This window comes from Actinoplanes sp. CA-142083 (assembly GCF_050942195.1).
In the GTDB taxonomy this organism is placed as follows: domain Bacteria; phylum Actinomycetota; class Actinomycetes; order Mycobacteriales; family Micromonosporaceae; genus Actinoplanes.
In genome coordinates this window covers 2335530-2353090 of sequence record NZ_CP192076.1, presented here as the reverse complement: position 1 = coordinate 2353090, position 17561 = coordinate 2335530, and the positions used below count along the sequence as shown (strand labels likewise).

At 69.7% G+C, this 17561-nt stretch carries 14 protein-coding genes; 3 read left to right on the top strand and 11 right to left on the bottom strand.

Going from position 1 to position 17561, the window contains the following annotated elements:
- Window positions 1–15: 15 nt before the first annotated feature.
- On the bottom strand, window positions 16–861 hold the full coding sequence (locus tag ACQPZX_RS11195) for an aldo/keto reductase (protein ID WP_433378170.1): 846 nt from the start codon (window positions 859–861) through the stop codon (window positions 16–18).
- A 78-nt stretch (window positions 862–939) separates the two neighbouring features.
- Between ACQPZX_RS11195 and ACQPZX_RS11190 the strand changes: the two genes are divergently transcribed.
- Window positions 940–1797, top strand: coding sequence for a LysR family transcriptional regulator (locus ACQPZX_RS11190; protein WP_433378167.1), 858 nt, complete (start codon window positions 940–942; stop codon window positions 1795–1797).
- A 10-nt stretch (window positions 1798–1807) separates the two neighbouring features.
- Window positions 1808–2674: an NAD(P)-dependent oxidoreductase gene (locus ACQPZX_RS11185; protein ID WP_433378164.1), complete on the top strand. Its 867-nt coding sequence runs from the start codon at window positions 1808–1810 to the stop codon at window positions 2672–2674.
- Window positions 2675–3800: 1126 nt separating this feature from the next.
- Here ACQPZX_RS11185 and ACQPZX_RS11180 read toward each other — a convergent pair.
- The 8 genes from ACQPZX_RS11180 to murD form a co-directional block, all read right to left on the bottom strand.
- Entirely contained in the window at window positions 3801–4718 is a 918-nt protein-coding gene (locus ACQPZX_RS11180; RefSeq protein ID WP_433378161.1) for a carbohydrate ABC transporter permease, read from the bottom strand.
- Window positions 4719–4727: 9 nt separating this feature from the next.
- Window positions 4728–5633 carry a carbohydrate ABC transporter permease gene (locus ACQPZX_RS11175; RefSeq protein WP_433378158.1) on the bottom strand — a complete coding sequence of 302 codons (906 nt, stop codon included), beginning with the start codon at window positions 5631–5633 and terminating at the stop codon, window positions 4728–4730.
- Between the two features lie 19 nt (window positions 5634–5652).
- The gene (gene ngcE / locus ACQPZX_RS11170) at window positions 5653–7092 is read right to left on the bottom strand and encodes an N-acetylglucosamine/diacetylchitobiose ABC transporter substrate-binding protein (RefSeq protein ID WP_433378155.1); all 1440 of its coding nucleotides are present in this window, start codon (window positions 7090–7092) and stop codon (window positions 5653–5655) included.
- Window positions 7093–7134: 42 nt separating this feature from the next.
- Entirely contained in the window at window positions 7135–8031 is an 897-nt protein-coding gene (locus ACQPZX_RS11165; protein ID WP_433378152.1) for a carbohydrate ABC transporter permease, read from the bottom strand.
- A complete protein-coding gene (locus ACQPZX_RS11160; protein ID WP_433378149.1) occupies window positions 8031–9008 on the bottom strand; it encodes a carbohydrate ABC transporter permease in 978 nt (325 codons plus the stop codon). The genes ACQPZX_RS11165 and ACQPZX_RS11160 overlap by 1 nt, the downstream gene beginning before the upstream one ends.
- Window positions 9009–9071: 63 nt before the next feature.
- Entirely contained in the window at window positions 9072–10385 is a 1314-nt protein-coding gene (locus tag ACQPZX_RS11155) for an extracellular solute-binding protein (RefSeq protein ID WP_433378146.1), read from the bottom strand.
- 73 nt (window positions 10386–10458) lie between these two features.
- Window positions 10459–11412: a MurR/RpiR family transcriptional regulator gene (locus ACQPZX_RS11150; RefSeq protein ID WP_433378143.1), complete on the bottom strand. Its 954-nt coding sequence runs from the start codon at window positions 11410–11412 to the stop codon at window positions 10459–10461.
- Between the two features lie 517 nt (window positions 11413–11929).
- A complete protein-coding gene (gene murD / locus ACQPZX_RS11145; protein ID WP_433378140.1) occupies window positions 11930–13279 on the bottom strand; it encodes a UDP-N-acetylmuramoyl-L-alanine--D-glutamate ligase in 1350 nt (449 codons plus the stop codon).
- Window positions 13280–13357: 78 nt separating this feature from the next.
- Here murD and ACQPZX_RS11140 point away from each other — a divergent pair, with 78 nt between their 5' ends.
- On the top strand, window positions 13358–14641 hold the full coding sequence (locus ACQPZX_RS11140) for a hypothetical protein (protein ID WP_433385187.1): 1284 nt from the start codon (window positions 13358–13360) through the stop codon (window positions 14639–14641).
- Window positions 14642–14737: 96 nt separating this feature from the next.
- On the opposite strand, the gene ACQPZX_RS11135 is transcribed toward ACQPZX_RS11140, so the two are convergent.
- On the bottom strand, window positions 14738–16594 hold the full coding sequence (locus ACQPZX_RS11135; RefSeq protein ID WP_433378137.1) for a flavohemoprotein: 1857 nt from the start codon (window positions 16592–16594) through the stop codon (window positions 14738–14740).
- Window positions 16595–16664: 70 nt separating this feature from the next.
- Window positions 16665–17549 carry an LLM class flavin-dependent oxidoreductase gene (locus tag ACQPZX_RS11130; RefSeq protein WP_433378134.1) on the bottom strand — a complete coding sequence of 295 codons (885 nt, stop codon included), beginning with the start codon at window positions 17547–17549 and terminating at the stop codon, window positions 16665–16667.
- Window positions 17550–17561 lie beyond the last annotated feature (12 nt).

Here is a 17561-nt window from a genome sequence, read left to right as displayed (position 1 = left end):
ACACGGGTGGAGTCCTCAGGGAAGTAGGGCGAGATCTTCGGCCGAAAGCGACAATTCCACAGAAGCGGCCGAATCGGTGATCGAAGACGGACGCGAGGCGCCCGGGATGGGGATGACCACCGGCGACTTGGCGAGGTGCCAGGCGAGGCAGACCTGCTGCGGGCTGACGCCGTGCCGCTCGGCCACGGTCACGAAGCCGCCGCCCAGGTCACCGGCCCGCCGGATGCCACCCAACGGCGACCACGGCAGGAAGGCGATCCCCAGCTCGTCGCAGAGCGCGAGCTCTGGCGCCGAGGAGAGGAACGACGGGGAGAACTGGTTCTGCACCGAGACCAGCCGGCCGCCGAGGATCTGCTGCGCCTCGAGGATCTGCGCGGGGTTGGCGTTGGAGACGCCCGCCAGCCGGATCTTGCCGGCGTCGAGCAGGTCGCGGATCGCGCCGATCGAGTCGGCCCACGGCACGTGCGGGTCGGGGCGGTGGTACTGGTACAGCCCGATCGCCTCGACGCCGAGCCGCTTCAACGACGCCTCGCACGCCTCGAAGATGTGCGTCGGTGACCCGTCGACGGTCCAGCTGCCGTCGCCGGGGCGCAGGTGGCCGGCCTTGGTGGCGACCAGCACCGACGAGGTGTCGCCGCCGTACGAGGCGAGAGCCCGCGCGATGAGCGTCTCGTTGTGGCCGACCTCGTCGGCGTGGATGTGGTACGCGTCGGCGGTGTCGATCAGCGTGATGCCGGCCTCCAGGGCGGCGTGCACGGTGCGGACGGAACGGTCCTCGTCCGGCCGCCCCTCGATCGACATCGGCATGCCGCCGAGCCCTATCGCGCTGACCTGGAGATCGCCGATTCGTCGAGTCTGCATGACCAAAGACTGGTCCACCGACCCGCTCAGCGTCCAACAGAAGAAACCGCTCGGATTCAGCACCTAGACTTCTGAATCGTGGAGCTTCGCCATCTCGAGTACTTCGTCGCGGTCGCCGAGGAGCGGCATTTCACCCGGGCCGCCGAGCGGATGCGGGTGGCCCAGTCGGGCCTGTCCGCCTCGATCCGGGCCCTGGAGAAGGACCTGGACGCCGACCTGTTCGTGCGCAACACCCGCCGGGTCGAGCTGACCGACGCGGGCCGGGCGCTGCTCACCGAGGCGCACCGCACGCTGGCCAGCGCGTCGGCGGCGCGGGACGCGGTGGCGGCGGTGCGCGGGCTGCTGCGCGGCAGCCTGACGGTCGGCTCGGAGCACTGCCTCGGCGTGGTCGACCTGCCGCCGGTCCTGGCGTCGTTCCGCCGGGCGCATCCGGGGGTGGAGATCCGGCTGCGCTACGCGGGTTCCGGCCAGATCGTCGAACAGATCCGGCAGGGCCGGCTCAATGTCGGTTTTGTCGCGCTTCCCGGTCCGGCGCCCGAGGGCGTACGCCTGATGCCCCTCGCCACCGAGGACATGATGTTGCTCACCCACCCGGGCCACCCACTCGCCGATCTTGATGTGGTCGACGTCGAGGAGCTCAGGGACGAGGACTTCGTCGACTTCAGCGCCGACTGGGGCGCCCGCCGCGTCAACGACCTGGCGCTGGCCGACCGGCGGATCAGCGTCGAGGTCAACGATGTGCACACGCTGCTCGACTTCGTGCAGCAAGGGCTCGGGGTGGCGCTGGTGCCGGCGCCGGTGACCCGCAAGCCGCAGGCGAAGGGCCTGCACGCGGCGACGCTCAAGACCCAGCAGGCGTCCTGGCAGGTCTCCGTCGCCCTGCCGGCGACACCGCCGGGGCCGGCAACCGAGGCGCTGCTGAAGATGGCGTTGTAAAAAGGGCGGTATGAGTGAAGGACTGAACGTTGCCGTCCTCGGCGCCGGGATCATGGGCGCCGCGATGGCGAAGAACATCGCGAAGGCCGGCCACGCCGTCACCGTGTGGAACCGCTCGCCGGAGAAGGCCGAGGCGACCGGCCTGCCCACCGCCGCCACTGCCGCCGAGGCCGTCCGCCACGCCGACGTCGTGCTGACCATGCTCTTCGACGGCGAGACCGTGCGCGAGGTCATCGAGCAGGCGGCCGGCTCGCTGCGCCCCGGCACATACTGGATCCAGTCGACCACCTCGTCGCCCGCCGACGTCGCGAAGCTGGCCGCCACGGCCGCCGAGCGCGGCGTGATCTTCTTCGACGCGCCGGTGCTGGGCACCCGCCAGCCGGCCGAGGCCGGGCAGCTCAGCGTGCTGGCCGCCGGCCCCGAGGACTACCGCGCCGCGGTGCAGCCGATCTTCGACGCGGTCGGCGCCCGCACGGTCTGGACCGGCACGGACGCCGCCGACGCGAGCGCGACCAAGCTCAAGCTGGTGGCGAACAGCTGGGTGCTGGCCGTGACACACGGCGCGGCCGAGACGCTGGCGCTGGCCAAGGGCCTGGGCGTGGCGCCCGACGCGTTCTTCCAGCTGATCGCGGGCGGTCCGCTGGACATGGGCTACCTGCACGCCAAGTCCCAGCTGATCATCGAGGACCGGCTCACGCCGGCCAGCTTCGCGGTGGGCACAGCCGAGAAGGACGCCCGGCTGATCGTCGAGGCAGGGCAAGACCATGGCGTACGCCTGGACGTGGCAGCCGCCGGCGCCGAGCGCTTCCGCCGCGCGGGCGAGCAGGGCCACTCCGACTCCGACATGGCGGCCTCGTACTTCGCCAGCTGGGACTAGGACGATGTGTCCCGCCGGGCGACCTCGTTGATCAGCCGCCGGGTCACCGCGGGCGCGAGCAGCGCCTCCCCCGCGGCGGTCACGTCCCGGGCCGCCGGTCGGCCACCTCGCCGACGCCGAGCGGGCCCTGCGTCCGGCCTGACCGCTGCCGCGGCGCGCTTCGTGAGCCGCGACGCCGGGCGGCAAGCCGGCGTCTGCCTGGTCGCGGCCAACGCGGCGCGATGGTGGTTGGGCCGCGTTTGCCATGCCCGGTGCTGCCCGGTTGCGGCGGGTGCGGCCGGTCGCGGTGGCGTGGTGGTTGGGCAGGTTCGCCATGCCCGGTGCTGCCCGGTTGCGGCGAGTGCGGCCGGTCGCGGTGGCGTGGTTGGGCAGGTTCGCCATGCCCGGTGCTGCCCGGTTGCGGCGAGTGCGGCCGGTCGCGGTGGCGTCGTGGTTGGGCAGGTTCGCCATGCCCGGTGCTGCCCGGTCGCGGCGAGTGCGGCCGGTCGCGCATGGCGGGTGGCACCGTCGGATCCCGTCAGGTGGCGACTCTTCTCGGTTGGCGGGACGCCATCCCGGATGCTGGCGACCGGTCCCGATGGGTGGCGGCTTGGGCCACATCGCGGGACGACGACCTGGCCCGCACCGGAAATATCCGTTTATTTCTGGTCGTGGCTGACGGCGGGCAATCGAGGATGATGAGTTGCTGTTCGCGCCGAACGGCACGCTATCAAGATTGTGAGGCGCGCGGTCGCGAGCAGGCGAGACATGCGCGAGCGCGCGGGGCGAGCACGCGGGGCAAGCGCGGGCGCGGGGCAAGCGCGGGCGCGAGGCAAGCGCGGGCGCGAGGCAAGCGCGGGCGCGAGGCAAGCGCCGGGGCGCGAGACGACGCCAGCACGCGAGACGACACTCTCGCTTGGGGCGGCGGGCTCATTGCGGCAGACGGGGCGACGGCTCGATGGGCGGGGCGCGGGGCCGGGGGGTGGTGGCGTGCCACGCAGGCCAGCCCGGCGGCCGCGCGCGGAGGGTGACCCATCGCCTGCTTGGCGGGCTCGGCGGGGGCTCTGCGTTGGCCCGTATCAAATGGGGATGCGCAACCAAAGCGGCGACAGGGACCAAGGTCGGTCCCTGTCGCCGTGGGAAAGGGCTACTTGACGGCGCCTGCGGTCAGGCCTGCCTGGATCTGGCGCTGGAAGATCGCGTAGACGACGATCATCGGGAGGATCGAGAGGACCAGGGCGGCGAAGAGCGTGGACCACTGGGCGTGGTAGCCGGCCGAGACGCTGATCTGGGCTATGCCCTGGGTCAGCAGCATCTTTTGCTCGGCGCCGGGGCCGCTGATGACCACTACCGGGAGCAGGTACTGGTTCCACTGGCCGACGATGTTGAAGATGGTGATGCTGACCAGGCCGGAGCGGGCCATCGGCATCATGATCTGGAAGAACTTGCGGGTGTGGGAGGCGCCGTCGACCGTGGCCGCTTCCTCGATCTCGTAGGGCAGCGTCTTGAAGAACGCGGCCAGGAAGAAGACCGTGAACGGCAGCGAGTAGGCGATGTAGACCAGCACCAGGCCGGTGTAGGTGCCCAGCAGGCCCATGTTCTTGAGGATGTAGAACAGCGGGCCCAGCGCCATGAAGGTCGGGAAGGCCAGGCCGGAGACGAACAGGTAGTAGATGAACCTGTTGCCGAAGAAGCGGTAGCGGGCCAGCACGTACGCGGCCATCGAGCCGAGCACCATGGTGCCGGCCGTGCTCAGGATGACCACCAGGACGCTGTTGAAGAAGTAGCGCCCGATGTGCGCCTCGTTCCACGCGTCCACGTACGTCTGGAAGGAGAAGCTCTGCGGCAGCGCGAACGGCTTGCCCAGGAAGATCTCGGTGTTGCTCTTGAAGGACGCGAGCAGCACCCAGATCAGCGGGCCGGCGGTGACCAGCGCCCACAGGACCAGGCCGATGTGGGCCAGGCCGGTGAAGGCGTTGACGTCGCGTTTGGTGCTGGGCTTGACGCCGGCGCTCTTCGCCTTGGGGGCGGGGACGACGTCGGGAGCTTGGGTGACGTTGGCCATCGCTGAACCTCAGGCTTCGACGGACTCGCGGCGGGTGACCCTCAGGGTCAGCGCGGCGAAGGTCAGGGTCAGGAAGAACAACACGACGCCGAGCGCGGAGGCGTAACCGACCTGCGAGAACTCGAAGGTGTTGCGATAGATCATGAGGCTCAGCACCGAGGAGGCGCCGTTGGGGCCGCCGCGGTCGACCGTCATGATGTTGACGAGGGCGAACGCGTCGAACGCCGCGATGCCCAGGTAGACCCAGGCGACCTGGATCGTCCCCCACAGCAGCGGGATCGTGATCCGGAAGAACAGCGTGATGCGGGAGGCGCCGTCCAGCGCGGCGGCCTCGTAGATCTCCTGGGAGATCGAGCCCATGCCGGCCGAGAACAGCACCACGTAGAAGCCGATCGCCTGCCAGATCAGCACGACCAGGATGCAGGTCATGGCCCAGCGCTCGTCGGCGAGGAAGAGCCAGGGGCTCCACGACTCCGGGAACAGGCCGTTGATCATGCCGCTCTTGTCGGGGCCGAAGACCCGCTGGAAGATCACCGCGATGATCGCGAGGGCGAGCAGCTGCGGGAAGAAGAAGATGATCCGGTAGACCTTCGAGCCGCGCACGCCCCGGGTCTGGCCGCCCTTGTGGGTGCCGCCGACGTTGAGCAGGAACGCGAAGACCAGCGCGACGGCGATCGTGATGATCGGCAGGAAGATCAGCAGGAACAGGTTGTGGCGCAACGACTGCCAGAACAGATCGTCGTTCCAGAGCTTCTGGAAGTTCTCGAAGCCGATGTACTTGATCGGGCCGAAGCCCGACCAGCTGGTCATCGAGAGCTGGAAACTCTGGATGTACGCCGCGACCACGAAGGTGCAGTAGAGCGCCACCGGCACGACAAGGAAGCCGATGATGAAGGGATACTTGCCGTGCCGCATGGCGCCTACCTCTTAAAACTCAGCTACGGGTGAACTTGGTGACCGAGGAGTCCTTGGCGACCTTCTGGGACGCCGTCTCCATCCGGTCGCAGAACTTTTGGGCGTCGCCACCCTTGAACATGAGGTCGTTGACGGCCGCGCGCGACTCGTCGTCGAGCTTCTTGTACCAGGTGTCGAACAGGTAACCCATGAACACGTCCTTGCCGGCCTTGCCGAGCACGTCGTTCGCACTGGTCAGACCGGGCGAGATGGTCTGGCCGTCGGCCGCGCCCGCCACCACCGTAAGCGACTTGGTGAGCTTGGTGAAGCCCAGCGCCGCCTCCTTGGAGAGCATCGCGCGGATGTACTCCTTGCCGCCCTGCGGGTTGGCGCCCTTGGCCGCCGCGAAGTAGATCTCGCCGGCCGCCGCGTTGATGGCGGTCGCCGGGAGCTTGTCCGAGGCGGTCACGCTCGGGTACGCCTGCACGGCGTACTCGAAGGTGGGCGGGGTGTCCTTGGCCTGCTCGTTCTCGAGCCAGGAGCCACAGGGGTAGAACGCCAGCTTGTCCTGGTTCTGCTGGAGCTGGACCTCGGTGTGCTTGAGGCCGAGGAAGGTCTTGTTGATGTACTTGTTGCCGATCTCGCCCCAGGCCTGCGCGGCCTGCTTGATCGGGTCGGCCGTCCACGCGCCCGGCTTCAGGTTGTCGATGTCCTTGAGCGCCTGCTCGGTGCCGATCTTGGCGGCGCTGGTGAGCAGGGCGCGGACCATGTAGTACGACGCGTTGGCGCCCGCGTAGCCGAACGGCGTGACGCCGGCCGCCTTGATCTGGTCGCACAGGGCCGTGAACTCGGCCCAGGTGGTCGGGTTCTTCCAGCCCTTCGAGTCGAAGAGCTTCTTGTTGAACCAGAGGCCGAAGACGGTGAACGAGTAGTTCATCGCGAACGGCTTGCCGTCGTACGAGCCCTGCTCGACGGCGCCCGGCACCAGCGTCTCGGCGACGGTCTTGCCGGACACGTCCCAGGACGGCGCCGCGAACAGGTCGGTCAGGTCGGCGGCCTGGCCGGCCTTGACGATCGCGCCGAAGTCCATGAGGTTCGAGCCCGAGTTGTTGATCATGTCCGGCGGGTTGCCGGCGTTGATCCGGGGCTGCACGACGGTCGAGATCTGCTCGGTCGTCGAGTACTTGATCTTGGCGTCCGGCCACTTCTTGTTGAACAGCGGGGTGTCCACATCGGTGGCGTACGCGGTGCCCAGGCCACCGTTGAAGATGATGATCTCGACGCCCGCCTTGGGGTCGATGCCCAGCGGGTTCTCGGCCGACTTGGTGCCGGTCGCCTGGTCCTGCGTCTTGTCGTCGTCACCGCCGCCGACACACGCGCTCAGCATGCCCACCGCGGGGGTGGCCATCAGACCGACGGCGGCCGCGCGGCGCAGAAGCGTACGGCGGTCGACCTCGGCCTTGGCGAATATCTCAGTCACAGCATCTCCTCAGTGCTTGTGCTCATCTGTGGGGGAACCCGATCAGCCCTTGACGGCACCGGCGGTGAGACCGGTGGCGATGTTGCGTTGGATGATCAGGAAGAAAATCACCACCGGGATCGAGGTGATGATCGCACCGGCCATGAGGGGACCCCAGGCGGTACCGCGAGTTGTCTGGTTCTGCAGCAGCCAGGCCATCAGGTTCTGCTTGGCCGGGCTGTTGAGCGTGTTGATGATGATGAATTCGTTCCAGGCCTGGATGAACCCGTAGACGCTGGTCGCCACCAGGCCGGGGCCGGTCAGCGGCAGGATGATGCGCCAGAACACCTGCCCACGCGTGCAGCCGTCGATCAGAGCCGCCTCGTCGAGCTCGCGGGGGATCCCGGAAATGAAGCCACGCAGTGTCCACACGGTATAGGGCAAGATCAGGACCAAGTAGGTGATACTCACACCGATCAGACTGTTGGTCAAGTTAGCGCTCTGCAGCATGAGGAACAGCGGGATCAGCAGCGCGAGCAGCGGCACGAGCTGCACGCCGAGGACCACCAGGATGATCGCCTTACGGCCGTAGAAGTTGAACCGGGCGATCGCGAGCGAGGCCAGGAAGCCGACCACCAGCGCGCCGGCCACCGCCAGCAGCGTGACGATCAGGCCGTTGAGCATGTTCTGCAGGAACAGGGGCGCCTTGAACGCCGACACGAAGTTGTCGAAGGTCGGATCCTTCGGCACGAAGGTCGGCGTCAGCGCCAGCACCTCGTTGGCCGGCTTGAAGGCGGTGTTGAGCACCCAGTAGACCGGGAACAGCATGAGCAGCGAGAAGATCACGCCGGTGGTGTTGGCGAGGATCGTGCCGCTCCGGCTGCGGCCGACGGTGACCACGCCGTCGTCGGTCCGCTTGCGACGGCGCACCGCGGGAGCGCCCGGAGTCGTGGCGACCATCAGTCCACCTCCCCGATCTTGAACATCTGCCGGATGTAGAACGCCATCACGCCGAGCATCAACAGCACGGTGATCACCGAGATCGCCGAGCCGAGGCTGTAGCGGGACTGGCCGAACGCCTGCGTGTACGAGTAGGTCGCCAGCGTCTGGAACTGCGGCTCCGGGTGGCCGTCGCGCAGCGCCCAGTTCTGGGTGAACAGCCCGAAGTCCCAGATCACCGAGAGCGTCGTGACGATCGTCAGCAGCGGCTTGAGGATCGGCAACGTGATGCTGCGCAGGGTCTGCCAGGACGACGCGCCGTCCACCGTGGCCGCCTCGATGAGCTCCTTCGGCACCTGCGTGAGCCCGGCGTTCAGGGTGATCGCGAGGAACGGGATGCCGGCCCAGACCACCAGCGTGGTGATGACCGACCAGCCCTGCCACGGGTTCACGAACCAGCTGTGGTTCTGGTAGTCCACGCCGGGCAGCAGGTCGATCAGGTAGTTGAGGACGCCGAAGTCGGAGTCGGTGATCCAGCGGAAGGCCTGCGCCGCGACCAGCTGCGGCATGGCCCAGACGAACATCATCGCGACGATCATGAGCAGCCGTACGCCGCGGGCGACCCGCCGCATCAGCAGCGCGATCCCGAGTCCGATGACGACCGAGATGGTCACGGTGACGACCGTGAAGGCGACGGTGCGGCCGACCACGGTCCAGAAGACCGAGTCGGTGAGGACCTTGGTGTAGTTGTCGAAGCCGACCCACGGTGGCGTGCGTCCGCTGAGCAGCTCGCGCAGCCGCATGTTCTGGAAGGACAGCACGATCATCCGCACCAGCGGATAACCGAGCAGCCCGGCGAGCAGCAGCAGGGTGGGGATGGAGAGCAGCCAGGGCAGGCCGGCGATCTGACGGCGGCGCTTCCGGGTCGCGCGGCCTGGGGCACGGTGCGGTGTGGACCCGCCCGTCCGGCGGGTCGTCGGGGTCTCGACGACGGACATCAACGTTCCTTTTCAGGCGGTTCGCCGCCCGCCCTTTTCACCAGGGCGGGCGGCTCCGGAAATTCAGCTTTCGTTGAGCGTCGTGTTGATCTGGTCGTCGGCCCACTTGGCGCCGTCGGCCACGGACTTCTTGCCGGTCAGGATGTCGGTGAGCATCGTCTGGAGGATGTTGCCCTTCTCGACGTCCGCCCACTTCTCGGCGCTCGGGGTGAACCAGCTGCTCTTCGCGGCGAGAGCGGCCGGCGCGATGGTCGGGTTGTCAGTGGCGGCCTTGTCCAGCAGCGCGGTCGCGTTCGGCAGCGCGTTGGCCTTGATCAGCCCGGTCATCGACGTGCTGTCGGTGAAGTACTTGATCCACTGCGCGGCCAGCTCCTTGTTCTGGCTCTTGGCCGCGACGCCGAGGTTGGAACCGCCGAGGAAGGACGGGACGTCGGGCATCGGCGCGGCGGCCAGCTTGCCCTTGACCTTGGTGTCGACCAGCGGGGAGTTCGGGTCGTTCGGGTCCTTCTTCACCTGCTCCGCGGCGCCCTGCTCCCAGGCGTTGCCGTAGAACATGCCGGACTGGCCCTGGGCGAAGATGCCGGCCTGGTCGTTCTCGTTCTTGGTGGGGTCGGCCTTCGAGTACTTCTTGACCATGTCGACCCACTTCTGCAGGCCGGTGATCGAGGCCGGCTGCGAGAGCTGGCCGGCCCACTTGTCGCCGTCCTGCTTGGCGATCTCGCCGCCGGACGCCTTCACCCAGGACATCGCCGCGTACCAGTACTGGCCCGGCATGTACATGGCGCCGAACTTGGCGTCCGACTTCTGTGCGGCCTGCAGCTTGTCGGCGTCGGCCAGGAACTCGTCGTACGTCTTGGGGGCGTCGGCGATGCCGGCCTTCTTGAACAGGTCGGTGCGGTAGATCAGCACCCGGGCGCCCGCGTAGTAGGGCACGCAGTAGGTCTGGCCCTCGAAGTCACAGGCGCCCTTGAGGCCCTGCAGCCAGGTGCCGGAGTTCTCGTAGTCGGCCGGGTTGATCGCGGCGAACGCCTGCGAGAACACGTACTTCGGGAACTCGGTGTTGCCGAGCTCGATCACGTCCGGCACGTCCGACCCGGCGAGCGTCGCGTCCAGCTTGGTGAGGTGGTTGGCCCACTGCTGGTACTCGACGTTGACCTGAGCGCCGGTCGCGTCGGTGAACCGCTTGGACGCGTCGTCGACCACGCCCTTCCAGGCGCTCTGCGCGTCGACCATCAGCCAGACCTTGATGGTCTTGCCCTTGCCGTCGACCGGGCCGGAAGCGGACGTCGTGGGGGAGTCATCGTCGTTGGAGCCGCAGGCGGCGGCGCCGAGCAGCGTAGCGGCGAGGGCCGCGGCTGCCACGATCTTGCGCTTCACGCTTCCTCCATATATGAGAAATAGGGATTTTCATTTCCGCTTTTGGGCGGTGGTGGGGTGGTTGGACGGGTATTCATGACGAATGCCCGTCCTTGGCGGCCTTGTGGCCGTGGACGGCTTGAGCGGTTACTTGAAAGGCCGCATGCGAACGTTCGTGGGTCCGCTGTGCGACCGCGACATAGAGCAGATCGAGGACGACCAGCTGGGGGTGCCGGGCGGAGAGCGCATCCGGCCGGAAGGTCGTCGCCTGGGTGGCGGTGAGCAGGACGATGTCGGCCAGCTCCGCCAGCGGCGACTTGGGGAAGCTGGTCAGGGCGATCGTGGTCGCACCCCGGCTGCTGGCCTCGGCCAGCAGCTCGATGGTCTCGCCGGTCTCACCCGAGTGCGAGATGCCGAGCGCGACGTCGCCGGGCCGGGACAGAGCGGCGCTCGCCAGGCCGTTGTGCACGTCGGTCCAGGCCCACACCGGCACGCCGATGCGGTGCAGGCTGAACTGCATCTCCTCGCCGACCAGCGCGCTCCCGCTGGCGCCGAAGATGTTGACCCGGGGCGCCACCGCGATCGCCACCGCGGCCCGCTCCACCTCGGCGAGATCGAGCAGCGCGGCGGTGTCGTGCATCGCCCGGGTGTCGGCCGCCATGATCTGGCCGAGGACCCGCGCGAGCGGGTCGCTGGGCTGGATCTCGCGGCCGATGTCGACCGTCCAGCCGGCGCTTCTCGCACGGCCCGTCTCGGCCGCGATCCCGAGTCGCAGATCGGCGTATCCGTCGAAGCCGAGCGCGCGGCAGAACCGGGTGACGGTTGCCGGTGAGGTGCCGCTGCGCTCGGCGAGCTCGACGATGGTGGCGCGGGAAGCCGCCGCCGGGTCGGTGAGCACCTGCTCGGCCACTCGCCGGAGCGCGCCGGTGAATTCCGGCAGCAGCGAGCGGACCCGCAGGAGCACCCCGTCCGACGGCTGGCCCTGATCGGCGACCAGGGAGTCGACGACCGCGGTCGGCGCGGCGCCGTCCATCTCTGGCTCGCTCATTGGCCACCCTTTCAGGAAGGACTGTTTACTGTCGCGGTAAAAGTTCTTACTAAATGGGTGTCTGTGTCAAGGCCGTGGGCGAAGTTTTCAAACCGTTACCTGACCTGCGGCGATGAGCGCGCGCTACGGCGAGAGCGCTTGACGGTCATCAATCCGGAAATGTTCTTTACGGCGTGACCGCAGTCACATGGGCGGTTTCAACCCGCTTTGTCCTAGGCATTTCGTCGGATGCCTCACCGACGTTCGGCCCACAAAGACTCGCCCGTTCGACCGATCTCCCGAACGCTTCGTAACAACGACGAAGCAAGATCAAAACTTTTACCGTACGGCGTGGGAGCGTTCCCGCCGATTTGCCCCGAACCCGCGTCCGCGGGCCGCCGGGTGCATCCTTGCGCTGGTCACCCGGCCGCCGGGCCATGCCGCCGGCGCCTTGGCGGCGCCGTCGGCGTGTCGTCGCGGCCTACGGCTCTGACCGCGCGAGCCACTCACTCAGCGTGGCGGCGGCCCCGGGAAAGGCTCAGGCCGACTCGCGGATCGCCTCGACGAACGCCTCGGAGCGGTGCTCGAAGTTGCGGTATCTGCCATAGCTCGGCGCGCCCGGCGACAGCAGCACGACCCCGCCCTCCGGCGTGATCTCGCGGGAGAGGCGCACGGCGGTCTCGAGATCTTCGGCGATCTCCGTCCGGATGCCCGGCAGCCCCTTGACGGCCTCGATGATGCGCGGGCCCGAATCGGGGATGCCGATCACGGTGAGTTCGCGGCCGGTGAGGAATTCACGTAGCGGTGCGTAGTCGAGCCCGCGGTCGGTGCCGCCGACGAGCACGGTGAGCGGGCGGCTCGCGTACGCGTCGATCGCATGCATCGTGGCGTAGGGGCTCGTCGAAAGCGTGTCGTCGACGAAGGTCAGGCCGGACGGGTCCTCGATCTCGGCCAGCCGGTGCGGCAGCCCCTCGAACGACTCGACCGCCGCCTGGAGCTCGTCCTTCATGCCCGGGACGTCGACACCCATGCCGTCCAGCACGGCCAGCGCCACGCACAGGTTGCGCCCGTTGTGCGCGCCCTTGAGGTGCAGCGCCTCCCGGTGGAACAGCGGCTCGTCGGAGCACATGATCCACTCGTCCTCGACCCGGAAGCGCGAGTCGTCGGCGCCGGCCGGGATCGGCGGGAAGCCGTTGAGGTCGCACAGGCCCCGGATCTCGTCGCGCAGCCGCAGGTCGGCGCCGTTCACCACGATCATCTCGGGCCCGTGCCGCAGCAGGTTGAGCTTGTCGCGGTAGTACTCCTTCTCGCCGCCGTGCGCGTCGAGGTGCTCGGGGAACAGCGACGTCACCACGGCGACGCTCGGCGAGTCCATCAGGTCGGCGCACTGGTAGCTGGACAGCTCCAGCACGTACTGCGCCGCCTTGGGCAGGTCGAGCAGCGGCACGCCGATGTTGCCGCCGAAGACGTTGGGCCGCCCGACCGCGGACAGCAGGTGGCTGACAAGGCTCGACGTGGTGCTCTTGCCCTTGCTGCCGGTGACCCCGATCGTGCGCGCTGCGTGATCGGCCATCCAGAGGGCGCTACCCCCGGTCACGGTCACGCCGCGCTCGCGCAGCTCCTTCATCCACGGGTGGGTCTGCGGCACGCCGGGCGAGCGCACGACCACGTCGGCGGTGACGAGAGCCGGAAACGCGTGATCTCCCCCGGCGAGGGGCGCCAGCGCGGACAGCTCACCCTCCCAGGGGATGGAGAGGAAGTTGGCGCTGTCATCGACCGCGATCAGACGCGACGGCTTGTGCTCCGCGATCGCGGTGACGGCGGCGCGGCCCTCCCGCCCGGTGCCCCAGACCGCTACCGACCGGCCGCTCAGGTCTGCCAGACGCACGTCGCATCCTCCTAGTCGAGTCGCACTAGTATTGCCGGTCGGCCACACGACAGGAGTCTCCGGGTGCAGTTCGACGTCATGCGCTTCCCCTCGTACGCGTTCGACGAGCGGACGGGGGTCGCCACGTTCGACTATGTGCTCGACGGTCCCTCGCCTCTGTCGTTCACCGAGACGATCACCTTCCCGGTCTCCGACCGTCCCGTGCCAGCCGCCTTCCACCGCGTACTCGATCTGCTTCACGTCGTCGCGGGCGTGAGCTACTACAAGGTCGGCGCCCCGGCGCGCGTCGTCGCGCCTACCGCCGTGCCGCAGGCCGCCGCCGATTACTTCACCGCCATCTACACCCACGGCATGGCCGAGTACGCCTACCGCAACCAGCTCCCCCACGTGCTCGAGCAGACCGTCGAGGTGCCGGGCGTGTCCGCGGAGGCGGCACCGGTCGACAACTCGCAGGGCCGCCCGCTCTCGGCGGTCGGCGGCGGCAAGGACTCGATCGTCACGCTCGAGATCCTGCGCGCGGCCGGCCTCGACCCGGTCCCGTTCTCGGTGAACCCCAACCCGGTCATCAAGGCGGTCAACGAGGCCTCCGGCCCGCCCGCCCTGGCCGCCCGCCGGCAGCTCGACCCGCGGCTCTTCGAGCTCAACAAGGCCGGCGCACTCAACGGCCACATCCCGGTCACGGCGATCAACTCGCTGATCGCCATCGCCACCGCCGCCTGGCACGGGCTCGGCCCGGTGGTGATGTCCAACGAGCGCTCGGCCAGCGACCCCAACCTGATTTGGAACGGCCACGAGATCAACCACCAGTGGTCGAAGGGCGTGGTGGCCGAGGGCCTGCTGCGGGCGGCGGTCATCGCGCACAGCGGGCTGACGGAGCCGTACTTCTCGCTGCTCAGGTCGTTGTCGGAACTGCACATCGCCCAGCTGTTCGCCCGGCACGACGCCTACGACGACGTGGTGACCAGCTGCAACAAGGCGTTCAAGCTGCACGACCCGACCGCGCGGTGGTGCGGCGACTGTCCGAAGTGCCGCTTCGTCTACCTGGCGATGGCGCCCGCCATGCCGCGCGAGCGCCTCAACCACATCTTCGGCCACGACCTGTTCGGCGACGTCGCGCAGGTGCCGGGCTTCCTCGAGCTGCTCGGCATCGACGCGCACAAGCCGTTCGAGTGCGTCGGCGAGGTCGAGGAGTCGCTGGTGGCCCTGTCCATGCTGACCGACGACGCGCCGGTGCTGGTCGCCCTGCGCGCCGCGGTGCCGCCGTCGGCGTGGGCCGAGGCCTCCCGCGAGGCGGTCCTCACCCCCGCCGGCGAGACGTTCATCCCCGAGACCTACGCGAAAGTCCTCAACGCCGCCCTCTGAGCGCTCGTTCCGGCGCGCCTCCTCCCCCGCGGCGCGCGTCCTCCACCCCGGCGCGCCTCCTCCCGCCCGGCGCGCCACCTACCGCCCGGCGCGCCTTTACTCGGGCGCGTCGTGGTGGATCTGGTCGGGGGTGACGCCGAGCAGGCGCAGGGCGGCGCTCGTGGCGGCCAGCATCAACGGCGGACCGGCCAGGTAGACCTCGTGCCGTGACCACTCCCCGTAGGCCGCGACCGCGTCGGTGACCAGGCCGGACGCGTACGGCCCGGGGTCGCCCTCGGAGACCACCGGCACCACCGTGGCCCGCTTCGCCGAGCGGGCGATCTCGGCGATCTCCTCGATGTCGTAGAGCTCGGTCAGATCGCGTACGCCCCAGAACAGCACCGCCGACCGCCCGTCGCCGGTGTCCGCGAGCTCGGTCAGGAGGGCCTTGAGCGGGGCCACCCCGGTGTCCCCGGCGATCATCAGCAGGTTGCGGTCGGGGCGGTCGGGCAGCCCCATCTCGCCCTCGGCCCGGCTGATGCGTACCTCGTCCCCGACCCGGGTGTGGTGCACGAGGGTCCCGCTCACGCCGGTCTCGGTCTTGGCCCGCACGTGCAGCTCGACCAGGTCGTCCCGGCGTGGCGCCCCGGCCAGCGAATACGGCCGCCACACGCCGGGCACGCGGTCGACCTCGATGCGGGCGTACTGGCCGGGCCGGAACGGCATCGGCAGGTAGGGCCGGAGCTTCACGACGGCCAGATCGGGGCGGCGCAGCTCGTGCGAGACGACCTGCGCGGTCCAGACCGGCGGCTCGTAGCCGGCGGTGGCCTCGCCGTGCAGGATCCACTCGTAGAGGTGCTGCCAGGTCGAGCGCCAGGCCAGCTCGAACTCCTGACGCCACTCCCCCACGCCGGAGCCGGCCCGGATCGCCTCGGCGAGCGCCGCGCCGGCGAACTGGAGCTGAGCGGGCTCGACACCGCAGGCGGCGAGGGCGGCGCCGAGGCGGGAGCTGCCGCCGACCAGCACCGGAGGCTGGTCGAGGTGGTCGACGAGCCAGGTGAGGCCCTCGGCCAGCCGCTCGGTCTGGGTCGCGGCGTTGCCGGGCAGGGCCTCGAACAGGGCGGGGCTGGCCTTGAGCAGTGCCTCCCGCAGCCGGGTGGCCACGGCCGCGGCGCCGCCGGCGAAGCCGAGGCTCTCGCCCAGCAGCCGCTGGGTCTGGCGCAGCAGCGCGTCGTCGGCCGGGTCCATGCCGTCCACGGACGACGCGCGCCCGGGCGCGGCGACCAGCGGCGGCGTGATGCCCTCGATGCGGGGCAGGCGCGCGCCGGTGGCGTCGAAGCTGCCCGGCTCCCCCGAGGCCCAGCGCGGCCGCCCAAGCCCCGTCGTCTCGGCCCGCGGAGGCTCGCCCTTCACCGGCGGCTCGCCCTGTCCCGCCCGGCGTGTCATCGGCTCACGTGTCATCGGCTCACGCGTCATCGGCTCGCGCCGCGACGGCTCATGCGGAGAAGGCTCGCGCAAAGACCGCTCGCGCGGAGACGGCTCGCGCTGGGACGGCTCGGGGCGCACCGGGGTCAGGCCGGCGAAGCGGTTGCGGCTCAGCTGCCCGGCCCGCTCCTCCACCTCGTACTCGTCATCGGTTGTGCCTTGCTCTTGGGGCCGCAGGCCCTGATCAAAAAACGCCGCCGCCGCTTCCATTTCGGAAATGTCGGTTTCATCCGTCGGGGTGACCGCCCAACCCGGCCGTACCGTCGTCCGTCCCGCCTCGAGGTCGGGCAGCTCCGGCGCCGCCGGCAAAGCTTCGTGCGTCTCCCCCGAGGTAAGCGCGGCCAGCCCTTCACCCGAGGACAGCGCCGCCGCCGTGTCCGCCGCCCCGGCGGCCACCGCATCCGGCGCGGCCTGGCGCAACCGAATGGCCCGGAGCAGCGCCAGCAGGTGCTGGTCCGCACCCGAACCCGAGCTCGATCCGGACGACACAGCCACACCCCCGCTTCAGCGGATCACGCGAACAGTACAACCGTACTGCCGCGCCGGGCCCATCGTCCTCCTACCCACCCAGGAGCGGATCAAGCGCCGCCATCGCCGCGCGCGCCTGCGCGTTCGGGTTGTCCCCGATCGGCCGCAGCACCACCGTCGAGGCCCCGGCGTCGCGCAGCGCCGCGACCTGGCCCGGGATCCCCACGGCCGGCCCGAACAGCCCGAACACCTCCTCCGGCGCCACGCCCAGCCACTCGGCCTGCCCGGCGACGACCTCGCGCACCGCCGCCGCGGCCCGCTCCCGGTCGTCGTCCACGTGCAGGAACGCGAACACGATCAGCTCGTGCCCGGGCCGGTCACCGGCCGCGCGGCCGCGCCCGATGTGCTCGAGCGCCGCCACCACCTCGGCCGGCCCGGCGCCCTCGGCCAGGATCGTCCCGTCCGCGACCCGCCCCGACAGCTCCAGCGATCTCGGCCGCACCACCCCGGTGACGATCGGCGGCGCCTCGGCCGGCGGGTGCACCAGGCGCAGCCCGTCGACGGTCACCTCCCGCCCGTGCAGCACCACCTCGTCGCCGTCGAGCAGCCCGCGCGCCGCCACGATCGTCTCCTCGAGCAGCGCCAGCTTGCGCGGCGTCTCGGCGCCCACCTTGCGCATCCATTCCGGCACGCCGTGGCCGACGCCCGCCACCAGCCGCCCCGGATGCACCCGCGCCAGGTTGCCCACCTCCATGGCGAGCAGCGCCGGATTGCGCAGCGCGACCGGCGCGATCCCGAGCCCGACCCGCAGCCGCTCGGTGGCCGCCAGCGCCAGCGCCGCCGAGCTGATCGACCCGGTCCACCCGAGGTCCTCGACGACCCACAGATCGTCCGCACCCATCGCTTCGAGCTCGGCGGCGAACCCGGTCAACTCCTCGGGCGCCCGCCCCCGGTCGAACATGAAACCTATGCGCACGAAGCCACCTTA